The organism is Rhodococcus (subgen. Prescottella) equi, assembly GCF_003013675.1.
Classification (GTDB): Bacteria; Actinomycetota; Actinomycetes; order Mycobacteriales; family Mycobacteriaceae; genus Prescottella; species Prescottella equi.
Genome location: NZ_CP027794.1, coordinates 25,227 through 40,685, shown reverse-complemented (window position 1 = coordinate 40,685; position 15,459 = coordinate 25,227). Strand labels below are relative to the sequence as shown.

Here is a 15,459-nt window from a genome sequence, read left to right as displayed (position 1 = left end):
GGCCCACGCCATGAATGCTGCTCGCACCGAAGTCGCGCAGGTAATCGCCGACCACCTCGCCACCGGCGATCGCCTCGACGCGCTGCTCCCGATCGCACTCGCCGAGCGCGCTGCAGAGCTCTCCCCGGCCGCTCGCACGCTCGTGCTCGACAGCGACCACCCCGGCGAGTTCTACGTCACGAGCCTGCTCGACGCCGACGGCACCAACGTGCTGCCCGCCGACTTCGACCACCTGACCGACGAACTCTCCACGCTCGCGTTCAGCCTGCGGGTTGCCCCGTACGACAACGACACTCGCGACTGGCGGCTGCCCCTCCCCGCGCTGGCAGGTGCGAAGTGATCTCGAACAACGGAAGCCCCGAAGTCCTCACGGCCACTGACCTGTTCGCCGGCGGCGGCGGAAGCAGCGAAGGACTCGAGCAGGCCGGAATCCACGTCCGCATCGCCGCGAACCACTGGGACGTCGCCGTCGCCACCCACAGCGCCAACCACCCGCACACCGAGCACCGCATCGCGAACCTGTCCGAAGTCGACTGGCGCACCTTCCCCCGCACCAACATCCTGTGGGCCTCCCCGTCGTGCGTCTGGCACGCCCGGTCCGGCGGCCGCAAGAAGCCCGACGCCGACGTCGAGCTGCAGCGCGACGACCCCGGCAGCGTCGACCGGGCGACCGCCTTCGCCGTGATCGCCGCGACCGAGGTGCACGAATACGACGCCGTGATCGTCGAGAACGTGCCCGAGTTCCAGGACTGGACCCTCTACCAGTGGTGGCTCGACGGGATGCGCGCCCTCGGCTACGTCGAGCAGGTCGTGATCCTGAACGCGACCGACTTCGCGATGCCGCAGCACCGCGTCCGGTACTTCGCGGTGTTCACCCGCACCGGCGACGTCGACCTCACGCTGCCCGACATGCCGCGCGTGCCCGCGAGCTGGATTCTCGACCCGAACCCCGGCAAGCTCGTCACCCGGTCGCTGTACGTCGACAACCAGCTCGCGCAGATCACCGAGCGCAACGTGCCGCACCTGGTCACGTACCGGCGCAACGCGAAGGCGAAGCGGGCCGACTCGTACCCCCTCGCGTGCATCACCGCCGGCGGGAACCATCACGGCGTCGCCACCCTCACTGACGAGGGGATGCGGTTCCGCATGTTGACGAACCGCGAATGCGCCCGCGCGCAGGGCTTCCCGGACTCGTACCAGTTCACCGGCCGGGCCGACGAGGTGAAGAAGCAGATCGGCAACGCGGTGCCGGTGCACGTCGCGAAGTGGCTCGGCGAGCGTGTCGGTGCGGCGATCGCTGCAGCCGATTCGCCCCCGGCCGCAGCCTGACACATTGCACAGTTTGTGACCCCACGCTGCAGGTTTGCACATGGGGTCACAAACGCCGTATCGTTACCGGCAGCAGGGCACACCGCCCCGCAGGCAAGACCCCTACCCCGAAAGGCAATACACATGCACAACAACACCGCCGCAGTCGCCGAGTTCCGCACCGCCGTCGCCGCACTCGAAGGCGTCGAGGTAGCACCCGCCGCAGCGAGTAACGCACTCGACGCCGCGTGCCGCATCATCGACGGCCCGCAGCCCGACGTGACCGCGTTTCGCGCCGCCGCAGCCCGCTTCGCCGACGCCGACAACGACGAGGCCGCCCTTGACGCCGCGCAGGAGGCGGTCGACGCCGCCCTGCGCTACTTCGACGCGATTCGCCCGTAGTACCGCACCCCCCCAGGCCGGGCCGCACACCGCGGCCCGGCCCCCCACAAGCCCACCTCACGGACGGACAGCAGCATGTCGAGCTTCGCCCCTACCGCCGAACAGGCCCACATCCACGAACTCTTCCGCACCGGCGGCAGCCTCCGCGTCCGCGCCGGTGCCGGAACCGGCAAGACCTCCACCCTCGTCCAGCTCGGCGGCATCCTCGAGGAGCAGCAGCGCGTCGGCCTCTACATCGCGTTCAACTCCTCGATCGCGAAGGAAGCAGGCAGCAAACTGCCCGGCAGCGTCGCCGCCCGCACCGCGCACTCCCTCGCGTTCAACTACATCGCGAAGCACCCCGACCACGCGCCCCTCATCGACAAGCTGAACGCGGGCCGCGTCCCGTTCCACATCACCCGCGAACGCTTCAACATCCGCGGCGCAGGCTTCACCGGCGCCGACGGCGAGCGCCGCTACCTGTCCGCGTTCGTACTCGGCCGCCACGCCGCGAAGACCGTCGACGAGTTCTGCAAGACCGCCGACCCGCAGATCGCCGCGAAGCACGTCCCCCGCGTGACCGGCATCCACCGCGACGGCCACATGAGCGTCGTCGACGTCGTCCTCCCGATCGCCCGCGCAATGTGGGCCGACCTGCTCAGCCCGTACGGCACCGGCAGCACCTTCACGCACTCGCACTACCTCAAGCTGTGGCAACTGCAGTACCCGATCTTCGGCCCCGAAGGTGCCGCCCTGTTCGTCGACGAAGCGCAGGACATTAGCCCGGTCCTCGCCGACGTGATCGAGAACCAGAAGCACCTGCAGGTCGTATGCGTCGGCGACAGCGCCCAGGCGATCTACCGGTTCACCGGCGCAACGGATTTCATGTCGACGTTCCCCGCCGAGCACACCGGCAACCTCAGCCGCTCGTGGCGGTTCGGCGACCGCATCGCCGACGCCGCCAACCACATGCTCGGCGCGCTCGGCGACGACCTGCGCCTGACCGGGAACCCCGGACTCGACTCCGTCGTCGACCGCGGCGCAGCCGATTTCGACGCGATCCTCACCCGCACGAACGGCGCCGCCCTCGCGCAGGTGATCAAGGCGCTGCAGCGCGGCGAGCGCGTGCACCTCATGGCGGACACCCAGTACGCGTCGAACTTCCTCGACGCCGCCGAGAAGCTGATGGCAGGCGAGAAGCCCAGCTTCGCCGACTTCGCAGCGTTCGATACCTGGGAGCAGGTCGTCGAGTACGCCGAAGAAGCGAGCGACGCCTCCGACTGGAAGACCCTCATCAGCCTGCTCGAGGACCACACCGTCGACGACCTGCGCGCAGCGTTCGGCGGCACCGTCAGCGAACGCGACGCCGAGCTGACGATCTGCACCGCGCACAAGTCGAAGGGCCGCGAGTGGGACCGGGTGCTGCTCGACGACAGCCTCGCCGTCACCCTCACCCGCGCCGAGGACATGCTCGAAACCGAGCCGAGCAACCGCGAGCTGGCAGCGAAGCTCCGCGACGAGCAGATGCTGTCGTACGTCGCGATCACCCGCGCGCAGCAGGTGCTCAACCCCGGCCGCCTGCTCGACGCGAACCGCAACGTCTCGGCCGCGTTCACGGTCGGCGCCACGAACCGCATGGACCGCGCGCTCGCCCTCACCCGCTAACCCCCCCCACCCATCCGGCGGCACAGGCCCAGAAACGGCGCCTGTGCCGCCACCAGCATCCAGAAAGGCCCCTACCGCATGACAACCCTCACCCGCCCCCTCTTCACCGGCACCTGGGAGCCTGACGAGGATGTCGCCACCGCCGACCTCGCACCCCGCCGCCGCGCCGACTCCGTCAGCTTCGCCCGCCCGAACTCCGTCGCCGACCGCGTCCCCGACTGGATCGAAGACGCCCGCTTCCTCGTGGCGAGCGGCGTCACCGAAGCGAGCCTCATCGCGAAACGCATCGGCTGCACTGCAGGCACCTACCTCGAACACGTCGCCCCGCACGTCGACATCCCCCGCCCCCTGAACGACCGCCGCGCCGCCGCATCCCTCGAACGCCTGATCACGTCCGGCGACACCTTCGACATGGGCGCCGTCCCCTCACCCGACAGCGACCACTACCTGCAGGGCCTCGTGAACACCGCTGTCGCACAGGCCCGCATCGTGAAGGTCGGCTACGAGCGGCACACCTCGCGCACGTTCTGGCGCGGCACCACCCCCGACGAGCAGGCCGCGATCCTCGCCGAGCGCGCCGCCGAGACCGAGAAGAAGCAGAAGGCCGCCGCCGAGCGCAAGCTCGCGAAGGAACGCGCCCGCCGAGCAGCAGCCGCGAAGAAACGCGACCAGGCCGTCGCCGACGCCCGCCGCGCAGCCGAAGCCGCCCACCTCGCGGCCGAAGCCGAAGCCGCCGGCGGACGGATCGAGAAGGTGGAGAAGGTCACCCACTGCATCCTGTGTGAGCGCCCCGTCGTCTACGACCGCGACCTCCCCGAAGGCGCCGCACTGCCCGCAGGCACCGTCCGGCACAACTCCCGCGGCCGCTGCAACGCGTGCACCCTCAAGCAGAACCGCGAACGTGCCCGCAACGGCGAACTGAGCGAGTACCAGGCATCCGTCGAAGCCGCCGCGCAGCTGTTCGCCGAGGCCCGCCCGATTCGACACATCGCGAAGGCCGTCGGCCGCGACGAGAAGACCGTCCGCCGCTGGCGCGACAAGGGCCTGCTCGCCGCTGCATAATCTGCCACGCCCGAAACCTTTAGCGTCGGAAGGCGTGACCTCTCAGCTGTTTTCGTTCGAGGGTGCCAGCGACGACACCGCCGTGGTGATCGTCGACGGCACCCCGAGCGAGTACGACGCCTACAACGGCGCCCAGTTCCACCTCCTGTCCAAGCACGGGCAGATGCAGGTATCTCTCGACCTCGACAACGACTCCGGTTGCTGGATGGTCGCCGTCGGCCAGACTTCCGAGGCGCACCCCGTGCCGAGCTGGCCCATCGCCCTCGAGCAGTCGAAGGACTGCGACTACGCCGTGCGCGTGACGATCACCGCGCCGGCGGACGCTCAGGTGGTGATGACTCGGTGAGCATCGCCGATACCCTCGCGGCCGCGGCCGCCGAGCCTGCAGCCCGCAAGCGGTGCGCCGTCGGGAAGTGGCTCGACAAGCAAACGCCCGCCGACCGCGACGGCATCCTCGATTGGGTTGCCGAGGGCCGCAGTCGAAACCAGCTGCACCGCCTGCTGCGCGACAAGCACCGGTTCCCGTTCGGCGTGTCCGCCCTGAACAACCACCTCGCCCCGCGGTGCGGCTGCGAGTACCCCGAGCCTGCCGATGGGTGAGCCGGAAGACGCGCGGTTCGACGCCGACACCCGGATCGCCTGGCAGTTCGACGCGCTCGAGCAGGCCCTCGCGCTCGCGATCGACAACGCCTCACGGCCGATCCCTGAGGACCACGGCCTCGCGATCAACAGGTGCATGGCCGAGCAGGGCGACCTGATCCTCGAGGTGTTCACGGCCCGACCGATCGGCGGCGAATGGTCCGCCCCGCAGCGTCGCGTCCTCGACGGCCGCAGCCTGTTCGACGAAACGATGTTCAGTGAACCCGACTGACCCGAACGAGACCCGCGACCGCCGCGACGCCGACCTGCGCGTCGAATGCCTGTTCCAGATGCTCGAGCAGCAGCTCGCGCACGACGAGAAGGCGGCCCGCGTGCCGGTCGGCACCCGCACCCACATCGTCTGCCGCGCAGAGAGCGGCGCCCTGCGCCTCCGTGTGAGCGCCCGCGCCGCCGACGGCCAATGGATCGACCTGCAGCGGCGAGTCTTCCCCGCCCGCACCGACCCCCCTCGAGGTGAGACCCCCTGAGCATGACCGACCGGCAGATCGCACGCGTCTGCCACGAAGCGAACCGCGCCGTCCAGATCATCAACCGCGACGGCTTCGCGAATAGGCACTGGCCCGCCCTGTCGAAGGAGATGCGCGCGAGCGCCGAGGACGGTGTCGCGAAGGCGCGCGCCGGCGCCACCCCCGAGGAGCTGCACGAGTCGTGGTGCGAGTTCAAGCGCGAGCGCGGCTGGGTGTTCGGCCCCGAGAAGAACGAGCGCCTCAGGACGCATCCGTGCCTCGTGCCGTACGCCGACCTACCCGAGCGCGAGCGCGTCAAGGACCGCCTGTTCCATGCGATCGTGCAGGCCCTCGCGTGAGCATCGCCGCGACACTGCACGCCGCCCGCCGCGAAAGCCCGTACGCGACCGCGCCGACCGCAGTGTCCACCGTCGCCGGTAAGGGCAAGGTCGACCTCACCCCCGACGGCGCCGAGGTCCGCGACGTCGTCGTCGACGCCCCGATCGTCGACGACTGGACGCCAGTGTTCGCCCTGTTCAAGCTCGACGCGAGCGTGTTCGAGGTCGTCGACGACACCGTCCGCATGTCGACGTGGCAGCAGTCGAAGGCCACCGACGACGGGCAGCGCGACGTCGTGCAGCTGTACTCGTACAGCGCCCGGTTCCGCCGCCGCCCCGAGGGCCTACTCCCCGCCGCCGACGTCGAGGCCCACATGGCCCGAATGCGCGACTGGCGACTGCCCCGCCGCATCCGCCGCACCTCAGGTGCCCGCACCGACGGCCCCGAAGTGACCGCCGTCGTCAACCTCGCCGACATCCAGGGCGGCAAGGCCGAAGGCGGGAACACCGGTGTCGCCGCGACCCTGCAGCGTCTCACCGACGGCCTCGAGAACACGCAACGCTGGCTCGACCGGCAGCGCCTCGACCACAACATCACCGAGGTGTTCCTGGTCAACAACGGCGACCCGATCGAAGGCTGTGACGGCAACTACGCGAACCAGCTGTTCAAGGTCGAACTCGACACCCGCGGCCAAATGAACTTCGCGCTCGACGCGTGGGAGCTGTACGCCCGCACCCTGTTCCCGCAGTTCGAGAAGGCCCGGTTCGTGTCGGTGCTGTGCAACCACGGCGAGTTCGGGCGCATGGGCGGCCCGAAGAACCGCACCGGCGACGCCGACAACGCGGGCGGGTTCCTCGCCGAGACCCTGCAGCGCATCATGCGTGAGCGCGCCGAGTTCGACCACGTGCAGTGGACGATCCCGCACGACGAGATGAACGTGTACGCGACGACCGCCGGTGGAATCCGCATGGGGTTCAACCACGGCCACAAGATCGCAGGCAACGACGCCGGCGGGTTCGAGAAGTGGCTGAACGGGCAGGTCCGCGGTGACGACCTCGCGCACGCCGTGCAGGTGTGGGTGACGGCGCACCGGCACCACTTCGCCTGCTGGGACTTGGGCAGCTGCAGCGCGTTCCAGTGCCCGTCGCTCGACGGCGGGTCGAAGTGGCTGCGCGACATGACCGGCCGGTTCAGCCGTTCGGGCGTGCTCGCGTTCCTCGCTAACCCCGCGGACCCGCTCGGCTGGTCCGACTTCGCTTTCCTCTGATACCCAGGAGATAACCCTTGTTCGATCATCCACATACCGGCGCCCGCGAGTTCGCTGTCGGCGGCCCGATCTTCCGGCCGCTGAACCCGTACCTTCAAGGCCCGTCGAGGGCTGCCGAGCAGCGCCTGATGGACGGGCACCTGCGTGACCTGGCCGCGCAGCGCGACCGCGCCGTCGAACGCGCCCGCACGGCGAACGACCTCGCAGCAGCGCGCCTCGACCGCGCCAACGAGGCCGCCAGGCGCGCCGAGGCCGCCGAGGAACAGGTCGCCGAGCTGCGCGCCGCACTGCTCGACGCCCGCAAGGCGTGCAAGCGGCTCCGCGAGGAAGGCGAAACCCACGCCGACCGCGCCGAGCGCCGACTCGAACGCCTGCGCCGCCTGAACGGCGAACTGAACGAGGTGCGCGACACCGCGCACGGCCTGCGCCGCCAGCTCGACGCCGCACACGTGCAGCGGGCAACCGTCGCCGCACTGCCGCGCATCAACCTCACCGAGTGGTTCCAGACCGCCAAGCCCGCGATCCACCCCGACGCCCCGCAGCGCCCGACCCGACCCGGCCCGACCGACGAAGAGGTCGCCCGCAACGGCAAGCGCGCCATCAATGAGGTGTGGAAGGCGATCGCCACGAACGCGCAGTCGGCCGACCCCGACGCAGTGACCGCGGCCGCCGACCTGCTGACCGCGATCGGCAGCGCCACCGCCGACCTCGCCAAGGCCACCAAGAAGTAGCCCCCGAACACGAGAAAGCCCCCGCACCAGAAGGTGCGGGGGCTTCGTCGTTACTGGCTACTTGAGCAGCGAGCCGAACAGGTCCAGCGAGCCGAGCGAACCGGTGGCCGGGGCCTCGGTGTCGTCCTCGTCGCCCGGCTCCTCGACGTCGACGTCGTCCGCGATGTCAGCGGTCGGCGCCGGGGCCGGTGCCGGGTGCAGTTCGCCCTGCACGCCCTTGTAGATCGAGCCGCCGAAGTCGATCGAACCCAGCGAACCGGTGATGTACTCCGGCTCCTCGACAGGCTCCTCGGTGCCCGGCTCCTCGACCTCGTCCGCGATGTCAGCGGCCGGTGCAGGCTGCTGCGGCTTCGGCTGCAGGATCAGGAACAGCGAGCCGCCCACATCGAGCGAACCCAGCGAACCCGTGAAGCCCGGAACGGTCGTGCCCGGCTCCTCGGTGTCGACGTCGTCGCCCGCGGTCGCAGCGAACGCCGGTGCAGGCTCCGGAGCCGGTGCGGGCTTCTTGCCCAGCGAACCGAGCAGCGAACCGAGGTCCAGCGAACCCAGCGAACCCGCGGCCGGGGCGGCAGGCTCGTCAGTGTCGGGGGTGTCGACATCGCTCGCGGTCAGCTGAACGTCGTCAGCCGGGGCGGCTGTAGCGGTAGCGACGCCGACACCGCCGGCAACCAGAGCTGCAGCGGCAACGGCGCCGACAAGGGGCTTACGGATGGAGCTGATCATGGTAGGGACCTCTTCGTCAGTATGGAAACGGTACTGGGGGTGTCGTGACACCTCCGATGCCGTGAAAGCTAGCAGGTGTCGTGACACCCCTGCAAACTGGATTCCCGCGAGGTGTCACGACACCCGCCTGTACCGTGACCTGGGACGGAGCGATCGAAAGGGGGTGCTTCTGTCATGACAGCTGGCATGATGGGCCGCGTGCCCAACCAGCCGAAGACGAAGCAGCGGACCATCCGCATTCCTGATGAGGAATGGGAGGCTGTGAAGGCTGCCGCGGAGGCGAACGGCGAGACGGTGACCGATGTCGCGCGGGCTGCGTTCAAGCGGTACGTGCAGGCGACTGAGCGGCGCGGACGATCCACGGCACCTTCTGCGCGTCGGTGAGCTTCGACCACGGCAGGCCGCCCGGCCCCGCGTGCTCGGCGCGCAGCTCGGCCGCGAGGCGCACGACCTCGTCCGGGCGCAGGTTCAGGTGTTCGGCCGTTTCCTTGAACTCGGGCTGCTCGCGTTCAAGCTGAGCGGGTGGCCCCCAGTGCAGCCCGGCCCCGCCGAACGTGCCCGCGGGCGAGTGCTCGCGCACGAAGCTACGGATGAACCGGGACACGCCGGGGTGTGTCTCGTGCACGTAGACGGCCGTCGGCCACCAGCGATTGTCCCGCATCCAGGCGAGCGCGTCGGCGACACTACGGCCGTCGCCGAGCGTCATACGGTCGATCGCGATGCGCAGCGCGCGGTGCGAATCCAGTGTCTTGGTGATGTCGGTCGGCTGCGCCCACCGTTCGGGTGCTCGGCGTGTGTCGTCGACGTACAGCCAGAACGGTGAGCGCGCGGGCACGGGGCGGCGTGTGAACGGTGACGGCTCGACGCTCACGGGTGATTCCTCTCGACGGAGTCGGGGCCGGTGCCCCAGTAGTTGCAGCCCCACCCGCGGAGCGTGCCCGCCGGCGCGTCCTCCCGGATGATTTCGAGTAGCAGCGCCTCGCCGTCGTAGCTCGCGGTGTGCACGTACAGCTCGCGCGGCCAGAACGCGTTGTCGCGCATCCATTCCAGCACCGGCAGGGTCGTACCGCCCCGGACCCCGAGGTCGAAGTCGAGGGACAGCCGGTGCACCGTCTCGCCGCGGCCGCGGAGGGATTCGAGACCGCCGATCGCTTCCTCGGCCGTGCCGAACAGCATCCAGCCTTCCGGGGCGGGCCGGTCGTCGTCGACGAACAAGTTCTTCCAGATCGGCTCGGCGGGCGCGAACCCGAACTCATTGCGCTGCCAGTCGATCACTTTGCCCGCCATGCTCACTCCCAGTTCTCGATCGTGCGGCCGGTCGCGCGCACCGCGTTCCCGACTGACTCGAGGATGCCGTCGTGGTCGCACCACGTGCCGTCCTCGTCGAGCGCGATCACCTCCGCGATCCGGTCCAGCGCAGCAGCATCGGTGGCCCGCTTCCGCTCGCCGGGTTCGGCGCCCGCGAACGACAGCAGCACCTTCTCCACGACGTCCATGCGCTGCGCGATCAGCTGCGCGCCCGGCGCCCTGCCCGCGTCCCGCTCCCACTGCTCCCGAGCTTCCTGCCGCAGCACCTGCGCGGCTTCCTCGAACGCCTCCCGACGCGCCTGCGCCCGAACCTCGATTCGCTCCTGCTGATCCATCAGAAGTCCCAGTCCCCGTCCTCAGTGATGATCGCCTTGCCGATCACGTACGAGCTGCCCGAACCCGAGAAGAAGTCATGGTTCTCGTTCGCGTCCGGGGCGAGCGCCGACAGGATCGCCGGGTTCACCTGGCAATCCGCCTTGTCGAACAGCCCCGCATAGCCGAGGTTCTGCAGCGCCTTGTTCGCGTTGTACCGCAGGAACGCCTTCACGTCCTCCGTCAGGCCGATCGGGTCGTACAGCTCGGCGGTGTAGTCGCATTCGTTCGCGTACAGCTCGTGCAGCAGCTCGTACACCCAGCCCTGCAGCTCGTCACGCTCGGCCGCGCTGACCTGTTCGAGGCCGCGCTGGTACTTGTAGCCGATGTAATACCCGTGCACGGCCTCGTCACGGATGATCAGCCGGATCACGTCGGCGGTGTTCGACAGCTTCGCGCGCGACGCCCAGTGCATCGGCAGGTAGAACCCCGAGTAGAACAGGAACGACTCGAGCAGCGTGCTCGCCGCCTTGCGCTTGAGCGCGACCAGTCGGCGATTGTCGGCGGTCGCGGCCGGGATGGTCAGCCCGCCGGTCGTGAAGGTGCCGTTGTAGTAGTCGAGCACGATCTGCGCCTTACGCTGCAGATACGGGTTCTCCTCCGACCAGCGGAACGCCTCGTCAATCTCCCGCGTCGAGCACAACGTCGAGAAGATCGAGCTGTACGACTTCGCGTGCACCGACTCCATGAACGCGATGTTCGTCAGCACCGCCTCCTCATGCGGCGTCGTCGCATCCGCAATCAGCGACACCGCGCCGACCGTGCCCTGAATCGTGTCGAGCAGCGTCAGGCCCGTGAACACGCGCATCGTCAGCTGCTGCTCCGCCGGCGTCAGCGTCTCCCACGACGGGATGTCGTTCGACACCGGCACCTTCTCGGGCAGCCAGAAGTTCCCGGTCAGCCGATCCCACACCTCCGCGTCCTTCTCGTCCGGGACGCGGTTCCAGTTGATCGCCGATGCTGCTCGGACGAGGGGCGGGCGGGTCAAGGTTGTCCTCCGGTTTCGATCGTCGAGGCGAGCACGAGAAGCGCGTCCGCCTGCAGGCGTAGGTATTCGGGATCGCAGAGCCGGGACTGCGGCTGCGATGCGAGCGGGGCGATTACGAGGTGCAGTTGGGTTTCGACCGTGCGGGCGATCAGGTCGCCGCGCTGGCTGTGCTTGACGACCTCGACGCCCATGCGGCCCCAGTCGTGCGGGTGCTCGGGCGCGCTCATGCGGCACCTTCGATCACGCGCAGCCCGTACAGCACATCCAGGCTGACGACCTCGCTCATCTTGCCGATGTCGTACTGCATCACGGCCCGCAGCGATACGCCCTCACCGGTCGCGACAGCCTCGCGTCCCGGCGGGAGGCCGGGGAAGCCGATCGGCAGCGGCGCCGACGCGAGCGCGATCGGATCGCCCTCCCCGTTGGCGCGCGCGAACTTCGCCACCTCGTAGTCGAGCTTCTCGGCGAAAGCCTGCATCGCGGGCGCGATGTGCATGTGCTCGAACCATGCGGGCGACTGGCACAAATCCCTGAACCGCACAGCGATCGACATGTTGAGCGTCCGATCGAGCGGTACCGCGATGCCGCGGGGCGCCGACTCGGTGAGCACGAACGCGTGCACGACGTCGCGGCGCAGGTACGGCGGCGACACAGTGCCGAGCCGGGCGTTGGTGTCGCGCTCCGTGATCGCGTACTTGCGGAACTGGTTCGACCGCTGCATCAGCTCGTCGAGCGCCGAAACGGCGATGTCGGCAGCGGTCAGGGTAGTGCTCAATTCGTCTCCATGTCAGTCAGGTTGGCTGTCTTGCGTCCGCGCCGGCGCAGGCTGCGGCAGTGGTCCCACCACCGCCCCGCGGCCGCGACCGTCTCGCGCAGGCGCCGCAGCTCGGCGGCGTGATGCTCGGCAGTGCTGCGCCGCTCGTGGTCACGCTGGTGCAGGAGCAGCAGGTAGCGGGACACAATGTCGCCCTTGTCGAGGCACATCAGCATCTCGGGGTCGTGCGGGTCGTGGAAGGTGGCGCGGGCCGCCCACTCCTGCACTGCCGCTCGGGCTTCGTCGGTTTGCATCGACGGGTGCCACGGCGTGTACCCGCTCACGCGGCAGCAGCTGCGGCGTCGCCGATCGAGGCGAGCACGACGTCGACAATCGGCGCAATCTCGTTGCGCCACACATCGCGTTCGCCCTCGGTCAGCTCGGGCCACGGCGGGAACCGGTCGATGCTGCCGACGGCGGCGTCGTACGTGTACGCGGCCGCGGCGTCGACTGCGGTGTCGCGGCGGCTCATCCGAACGCCGCCCACAGCGTGATTGCGAGGATCAGCGTTGCGCCGATCAGGGCCAGCCAGAACGTGTGTTCACGCCTGCTCATCGGGGGTCTCCTCGAGGTATTCGACTTTCCAGGTCGGGTGGAGTGAGTGGATGCGTCGCGGCTCGTCGTCGAAGCGGACGCGGAGGTACTGCCCGGCGGCGGCGACGATCGTGCCGGTGCGAGGGGTGGTGTCGCCGGTGTAGCGGATGCGGCGGCCGCGTTTAGCAGGCACGGCGTACGCGGTGCGGATGTAGACGAGGCTCATGCCCAGCCGCTCGCTTCGTCGCAGTTACCGGCGTGCCCGGCCGGTGCAGCGCACACACCACGCCCGCACGGCCCGTTCACCTTCGGCCGCGGCTTCGGGGCGTCGCCCTTCGGCACGGCGTCGTACAGGTCGCGCCACACGATGCACTGCTGCTCGACCTTCCGCCGACGCCACGACGTCACCCGCTTGATGCGGCGGCCGTCCCGGTACAGGCACGCCTCATAGGTGTTCGGGATGCCGGGCGCACCGAACACGTTGAACACCTGCCTGCACCGGAACTCGTAGACGCTGCCGCTCACGCGACAACCTCGCTGACGCAGGTCGTGACGACAGTCGTCTTCCGCACGACGCCGTCAGGCTGGAACTTGTCGCGGTATCTGATCGCCCTGTCCTTGTCGTTGCCGACCAGGTACCGGCCGAACTTCGCATCCACCCAGTAGTTCACGTCCGTGTTGCTGCTGACAGTCGAGGTCATGCCCCCGCCTTCCGTCGCTCGCTGGTGGTGCGGGGGTCGTCGGTCAGCTCGTGCGCCCCATCCAGGCCCGGCCCCTCGATCGACACCTCAGCGTCGTACCGCGCAGACCGTGCCACCTCGGGCAGCTCGACGATCACGTGGCCCGCGGAGCTGAGCGCAGCCTCGACGTGCTCGCCGTAGCTCGTCAGCATGTCCGTGAAGGGCGTGCTCGCGGGGACGAACCAGTCGCATTCGATGTGGGTGCACCGCGTGCCGAGCAGCTGCCCGTCAGGCTTGTACTGATGCGAGGCGATGATGTCGACGGCGCTCATGCTGCAGCCCTCTTCGCCGCAGCCTTCCACTTCGCGACCGCGGCATCATGCCCGAGCACGTGCACCGTCTCATGGTCCTGCCCGTTCAAGTACACGTCGACAATCTCCGTCGCGATCCGCAGCGTGTCCTTCGACGGCACCCGCGACAGGTCGTCCTGCACGTTGTAAGCCGTCTCCCACAGCGCCGGACTCGGGTTGTCCGCATCCGGGATCGCCGCAACCACGTACCCGGCATCCGTCAGCTCGGCCAGCTGGTGCGCGGCAAGGTCGGCGCCCGACCACTTGCTGCAGGTGCACACGTAGATCAGCTCACCGCTCAGCCCGAGCACCGACTCGAACAACTGGTGGTCCTCGAGGACGCCCTTATGCCCGGTCGACGGCACGAAATCAGGCTGGTGCTCGCGTCGGGGCAGCGTGTGCCGGTACGCGCGATACCGGGCCTTGAACCCGATGTTCGGTGCGAGGTTCGTGTCGCGGAAGTACGCGAGCACCTCCTCGAGGGCGGCCGCCTCGGCGCGCTGCATCCGCTCGTTGCTGGTCTTCGCGGGGCCGGGGCCTTGCTTCTCGATCCACTTGAGCAGGTAGTCGTGTCGGCGGGCGAGGGTCTGCGCGGCCTTGATCAGCCTGCGCGTGCCCCCGCCGGCGACGTTGGCCTTCGGTGCGGGTGTCATTCGGGTGTCCTTTGTGGGTCAAAACGTGAGACGCATGGGAGCGGGTCGTCGGCCTGTTTTCCGGGTCGCCCCCGCGGTACGCATGTTACGCACATGTACGCAGATTGACGAACCCGGTACGCGTAACGGATACTCGACCGGACATCACATACCGCGTACGCCCCTCCCCACAGAAGCCCCCGTGACACTGACCCCTTGCCAGCAGCACCCGAACCGCTACACACAGCCCGGAGAAGCCGAAACCTGGCTCGGCGCAACGTGGGCGCGCAACGCGTGCCACACCAGCTGCCCCCGCCCGATCGACGAGTGTGCACGCGAAGCCCTCTCCGCTGGCACCCTGCTCTACGCCGACCCCGTTACGCACCCCATCGTCGCCTCGGGCGGCATCTGGGCGGGCATCCAGTGCCGCGGTGACGCAGAGACCCACCAGGCGCTCACCGCGCTCGCCTACCCCGACGGCGACGCACCGACCGCGACGACGTCGGCCTGCGCCGTGTGCACGCGCCCGTTCCGCACCGAAGAGGACGAGAACGTCGTCGGTATCGACTCGGTGCACCGCGCGACCCCGAACTCGCCGCTCTGCCGGGGCTGCTACAGCACCGCGCGCCGCACCGGCAGCCTGCGCCCGCTCCGCACGCCGGTACCCGAGACCTGCGGCACCTGCGGCCGCGCGATGGGCCGGAAGCACGGCCAGGTGCGGCACCACAGCGCCGGGAACTGCATCAACTGCGTTCGGACCGGCAAGACGGGAGCCGCGGCGTGAAGGCGAAAGACCTCCGATACAACCAGGCGGGCAAGACGATTCGGCACGAACGCCGCATCTACATGCTGCTGGACGTCGACGTGAAGGCGTCGCATGTGCGGCTGCGCTGCCGTACCGCGCGCGGCGTCGAGAACCTGATCCTGCCCCCGGATACCGAAGTGGAGTTGGAACCGTGAGCGCCACAGACCTTTACGTCCTGTACCGGCAGACCGGCGACGCCGTCGAACTCGACATGGGCGGCACCGCCCGCGACAACCGCCGACGCACCTTCACTCGCGAGGTGCCTGCCGTCAACTACGCCCGCAAGCACGACGCGAAGGTCGTGTGTATCCGCATCCCCGTCGACGGCCCGCCCGTCGTCGTCGGCGTGATCGACCCGAAGGAGCACCGCCCGTGACCGAAGTCGTTTCGTTCG

General features: G+C 69.2%; 29 protein-coding genes. 15 read left to right on the top strand and 14 right to left on the bottom strand.

What is annotated here, in order from left to right; translation table 11 throughout:
• Positions 1–10: 10 nt before the first annotated feature.
• From C7H75_RS24760 to C7H75_RS24705, 12 genes are all read left to right on the top strand, one after another.
• Positions 11–340 (top strand): hypothetical protein, encoded by a 330-nt coding sequence (locus C7H75_RS24760; RefSeq protein ID WP_106852133.1) that lies wholly within the window; start codon positions 11–13, stop codon positions 338–340.
• On the top strand, positions 337–1,329 hold the full coding sequence (locus C7H75_RS24755; protein WP_106852132.1) for a DNA cytosine methyltransferase: 993 nt from the start codon (positions 337–339) through the stop codon (positions 1,327–1,329). Before C7H75_RS24760 ends, C7H75_RS24755 begins: the two co-directional genes overlap by 4 nt.
• A 123-nt stretch (positions 1,330–1,452) precedes the next feature.
• Positions 1,453–1,710, top strand: coding sequence for a hypothetical protein (locus C7H75_RS24750; protein ID WP_106852131.1), 258 nt, complete (start codon positions 1,453–1,455; stop codon positions 1,708–1,710).
• A 75-nt stretch (positions 1,711–1,785) separates the two neighbouring features.
• Positions 1,786–3,354, top strand: coding sequence for a UvrD-helicase domain-containing protein (locus C7H75_RS24745; RefSeq protein ID WP_106852130.1), 1,569 nt, complete (start codon positions 1,786–1,788; stop codon positions 3,352–3,354).
• A 78-nt stretch (positions 3,355–3,432) separates the two neighbouring features.
• Positions 3,433–4,416: a hypothetical protein gene (locus C7H75_RS24740; protein ID WP_106852129.1), complete on the top strand. Its 984-nt coding sequence runs from the start codon at positions 3,433–3,435 to the stop codon at positions 4,414–4,416.
• Between the two features lie 34 nt (positions 4,417–4,450).
• Positions 4,451–4,762 carry a hypothetical protein gene (locus tag C7H75_RS24735; RefSeq protein WP_106852128.1) on the top strand — a complete coding sequence of 104 codons (312 nt, stop codon included), beginning with the start codon at positions 4,451–4,453 and terminating at the stop codon, positions 4,760–4,762.
• Complete coding sequence (locus tag C7H75_RS24730) at positions 4,759–5,016, top strand: hypothetical protein (RefSeq protein ID WP_106852127.1); 258 nt, start codon at positions 4,759–4,761, stop codon at positions 5,014–5,016. The genes C7H75_RS24735 and C7H75_RS24730 overlap by 4 nt, the downstream gene beginning before the upstream one ends.
• Positions 5,009–5,287, top strand: coding sequence for a hypothetical protein (locus tag C7H75_RS24725; protein WP_106852126.1), 279 nt, complete (start codon positions 5,009–5,011; stop codon positions 5,285–5,287). Before C7H75_RS24730 ends, C7H75_RS24725 begins: the two co-directional genes overlap by 8 nt.
• The gene (locus C7H75_RS24720) at positions 5,274–5,543 is read left to right on the top strand and encodes a hypothetical protein (protein ID WP_106852125.1); all 270 of its coding nucleotides are present in this window, start codon (positions 5,274–5,276) and stop codon (positions 5,541–5,543) included. Before C7H75_RS24725 ends, C7H75_RS24720 begins: the two co-directional genes overlap by 14 nt.
• Before the next feature lie 2 nt (positions 5,544–5,545).
• Positions 5,546–5,881 (top strand): RyR domain-containing protein, encoded by a 336-nt coding sequence (locus C7H75_RS24715; protein ID WP_106852124.1) that lies wholly within the window; start codon positions 5,546–5,548, stop codon positions 5,879–5,881.
• On the top strand, positions 5,878–7,128 hold the full coding sequence (locus C7H75_RS24710) for a hypothetical protein (RefSeq protein ID WP_106852123.1): 1,251 nt from the start codon (positions 5,878–5,880) through the stop codon (positions 7,126–7,128). The genes C7H75_RS24715 and C7H75_RS24710 overlap by 4 nt, the downstream gene beginning before the upstream one ends.
• A 17-nt stretch (positions 7,129–7,145) precedes the next feature.
• Positions 7,146–7,859, top strand: a complete 714-nt coding sequence (locus C7H75_RS24705; RefSeq protein ID WP_106852122.1) for a hypothetical protein — start codon at positions 7,146–7,148, stop codon at positions 7,857–7,859.
• 57 nt (positions 7,860–7,916) lie between these two features.
• On the opposite strand, the gene C7H75_RS24700 is transcribed toward C7H75_RS24705, so the two are convergent.
• The 14 genes from C7H75_RS24700 to C7H75_RS24635 form a co-directional block, all read right to left on the bottom strand.
• A complete protein-coding gene (locus C7H75_RS24700; protein ID WP_106852121.1) occupies positions 7,917–8,582 on the bottom strand; it encodes a hypothetical protein in 666 nt (221 codons plus the stop codon).
• Positions 8,583–8,901: 319 nt separating this feature from the next.
• The gene (locus C7H75_RS24695) at positions 8,902–9,453 is read right to left on the bottom strand and encodes a hypothetical protein (RefSeq protein ID WP_106852120.1); all 552 of its coding nucleotides are present in this window, start codon (positions 9,451–9,453) and stop codon (positions 8,902–8,904) included.
• Complete coding sequence (locus C7H75_RS24690; RefSeq protein WP_106852119.1) at positions 9,450–9,869, bottom strand: cyclic-phosphate processing receiver domain-containing protein; 420 nt, start codon at positions 9,867–9,869, stop codon at positions 9,450–9,452. The genes C7H75_RS24695 and C7H75_RS24690 overlap by 4 nt, the downstream gene beginning before the upstream one ends.
• A 2-nt stretch (positions 9,870–9,871) precedes the next feature.
• Entirely contained in the window at positions 9,872–10,225 is a 354-nt protein-coding gene (locus tag C7H75_RS24685; RefSeq protein WP_106852118.1) for a hypothetical protein, read from the bottom strand.
• A complete protein-coding gene (gene nrdF, locus C7H75_RS24680; protein ID WP_106852117.1) occupies positions 10,225–11,250 on the bottom strand; it encodes a class 1b ribonucleoside-diphosphate reductase subunit beta in 1,026 nt (341 codons plus the stop codon). Before nrdF ends, C7H75_RS24685 begins: the two co-directional genes overlap by 1 nt.
• Complete coding sequence (locus tag C7H75_RS24675) at positions 11,247–11,477, bottom strand: hypothetical protein (protein ID WP_106852116.1); 231 nt, start codon at positions 11,475–11,477, stop codon at positions 11,247–11,249. The genes nrdF and C7H75_RS24675 overlap by 4 nt, the downstream gene beginning before the upstream one ends.
• Positions 11,474–12,025 carry a hypothetical protein gene (locus tag C7H75_RS24670; protein ID WP_106852115.1) on the bottom strand — a complete coding sequence of 184 codons (552 nt, stop codon included), beginning with the start codon at positions 12,023–12,025 and terminating at the stop codon, positions 11,474–11,476. Before C7H75_RS24670 ends, C7H75_RS24675 begins: the two co-directional genes overlap by 4 nt.
• Entirely contained in the window at positions 12,022–12,318 is a 297-nt protein-coding gene (locus C7H75_RS24665) for a hypothetical protein (RefSeq protein WP_159026010.1), read from the bottom strand. Before C7H75_RS24665 ends, C7H75_RS24670 begins: the two co-directional genes overlap by 4 nt.
• A 26-nt stretch (positions 12,319–12,344) precedes the next feature.
• Positions 12,345–12,536 carry a hypothetical protein gene (locus tag C7H75_RS24660; protein ID WP_159026009.1) on the bottom strand — a complete coding sequence of 64 codons (192 nt, stop codon included), beginning with the start codon at positions 12,534–12,536 and terminating at the stop codon, positions 12,345–12,347.
• Between the two features lie 69 nt (positions 12,537–12,605).
• The gene (locus C7H75_RS24655; protein WP_106852112.1) at positions 12,606–12,824 is read right to left on the bottom strand and encodes a hypothetical protein; all 219 of its coding nucleotides are present in this window, start codon (positions 12,822–12,824) and stop codon (positions 12,606–12,608) included.
• Entirely contained in the window at positions 12,821–13,123 is a 303-nt protein-coding gene (locus tag C7H75_RS24650) for a hypothetical protein (RefSeq protein WP_106852111.1), read from the bottom strand. Before C7H75_RS24650 ends, C7H75_RS24655 begins: the two co-directional genes overlap by 4 nt.
• A complete protein-coding gene (locus C7H75_RS24645) occupies positions 13,120–13,299 on the bottom strand; it encodes a hypothetical protein (protein ID WP_106852110.1) in 180 nt (59 codons plus the stop codon). The genes C7H75_RS24650 and C7H75_RS24645 overlap by 4 nt, the downstream gene beginning before the upstream one ends.
• Complete coding sequence (locus C7H75_RS24640) at positions 13,296–13,610, bottom strand: hypothetical protein (protein ID WP_106852109.1); 315 nt, start codon at positions 13,608–13,610, stop codon at positions 13,296–13,298. The genes C7H75_RS24645 and C7H75_RS24640 overlap by 4 nt, the downstream gene beginning before the upstream one ends.
• Positions 13,607–14,281: a hypothetical protein gene (locus C7H75_RS24635; protein ID WP_106852108.1), complete on the bottom strand. Its 675-nt coding sequence runs from the start codon at positions 14,279–14,281 to the stop codon at positions 13,607–13,609. Before C7H75_RS24635 ends, C7H75_RS24640 begins: the two co-directional genes overlap by 4 nt.
• A 181-nt stretch (positions 14,282–14,462) precedes the next feature.
• On the opposite strand from C7H75_RS24635, the gene C7H75_RS24630 reads away from it, so the two are divergent.
• From C7H75_RS24630 to C7H75_RS24620, 3 genes are read left to right on the top strand one after another with little or no spacing between them, the layout of a single operon-like run.
• Positions 14,463–15,044, top strand: a complete 582-nt coding sequence (locus C7H75_RS24630) for a hypothetical protein (RefSeq protein WP_106852107.1) — start codon at positions 14,463–14,465, stop codon at positions 15,042–15,044.
• Positions 15,041–15,220 (top strand): hypothetical protein, encoded by a 180-nt coding sequence (locus C7H75_RS24625; protein ID WP_106852106.1) that lies wholly within the window; start codon positions 15,041–15,043, stop codon positions 15,218–15,220. The genes C7H75_RS24630 and C7H75_RS24625 overlap by 4 nt, the downstream gene beginning before the upstream one ends.
• Positions 15,217–15,441, top strand: coding sequence for a hypothetical protein (locus tag C7H75_RS24620; RefSeq protein ID WP_106852105.1), 225 nt, complete (start codon positions 15,217–15,219; stop codon positions 15,439–15,441). The genes C7H75_RS24625 and C7H75_RS24620 overlap by 4 nt, the downstream gene beginning before the upstream one ends.
• Positions 15,442–15,459 lie beyond the last annotated feature (18 nt).

Coding starts and splice junctions, on each gene's coding strand:
- C7H75_RS24715 (WP_106852124.1), top strand. CDS start 5,546: ATGACCGACCGGCAGATCGCACGCGTCTGCCACGAAGCGAACCGCGCC.
- C7H75_RS24685 (WP_106852118.1), bottom strand. CDS start 10,225: ATGGATCAGCAGGAGCGAATCGAGGTTCGGGCGCAGGCGCGTCGGGAG.
- C7H75_RS24660 (WP_159026009.1), bottom strand. CDS start 12,536: ATGAGCCGCCGCGACACCGCAGTCGACGCCGCGGCCGCGTACACGTAC.
- C7H75_RS24665 (WP_159026010.1), bottom strand. CDS start 12,318: ATGCAAACCGACGAAGCCCGAGCGGCAGTGCAGGAGTGGGCGGCCCGC.
- C7H75_RS24645 (WP_106852110.1), bottom strand. CDS start 13,299: ATGACCTCGACTGTCAGCAGCAACACGGACGTGAACTACTGGGTGGAT.
- C7H75_RS24635 (WP_106852108.1), bottom strand. CDS start 14,281: ATGACACCCGCACCGAAGGCCAACGTCGCCGGCGGGGGCACGCGCAGG.
- C7H75_RS24745 (WP_106852130.1), top strand. CDS start 1,786: ATGTCGAGCTTCGCCCCTACCGCCGAACAGGCCCACATCCACGAACTC.
- C7H75_RS24740 (WP_106852129.1), top strand. CDS start 3,433: ATGACAACCCTCACCCGCCCCCTCTTCACCGGCACCTGGGAGCCTGAC.
- C7H75_RS24655 (WP_106852112.1), bottom strand. CDS start 12,824: ATGAGCCTCGTCTACATCCGCACCGCGTACGCCGTGCCTGCTAAACGC.
- C7H75_RS24690 (WP_106852119.1), bottom strand. CDS start 9,869: ATGGCGGGCAAAGTGATCGACTGGCAGCGCAATGAGTTCGGGTTCGCG.
- C7H75_RS24760 (WP_106852133.1), top strand. CDS start 11: ATGAATGCTGCTCGCACCGAAGTCGCGCAGGTAATCGCCGACCACCTC.
- C7H75_RS24750 (WP_106852131.1), top strand. CDS start 1,453: ATGCACAACAACACCGCCGCAGTCGCCGAGTTCCGCACCGCCGTCGCC.
- C7H75_RS24675 (WP_106852116.1), bottom strand. CDS start 11,477: ATGAGCGCGCCCGAGCACCCGCACGACTGGGGCCGCATGGGCGTCGAG.
- C7H75_RS24725 (WP_106852126.1), top strand. CDS start 5,009: ATGGGTGAGCCGGAAGACGCGCGGTTCGACGCCGACACCCGGATCGCC.
- C7H75_RS24700 (WP_106852121.1), bottom strand. CDS start 8,582: ATGATCAGCTCCATCCGTAAGCCCCTTGTCGGCGCCGTTGCCGCTGCA.
- C7H75_RS24640 (WP_106852109.1), bottom strand. CDS start 13,610: ATGAGCGCCGTCGACATCATCGCCTCGCATCAGTACAAGCCTGACGGG.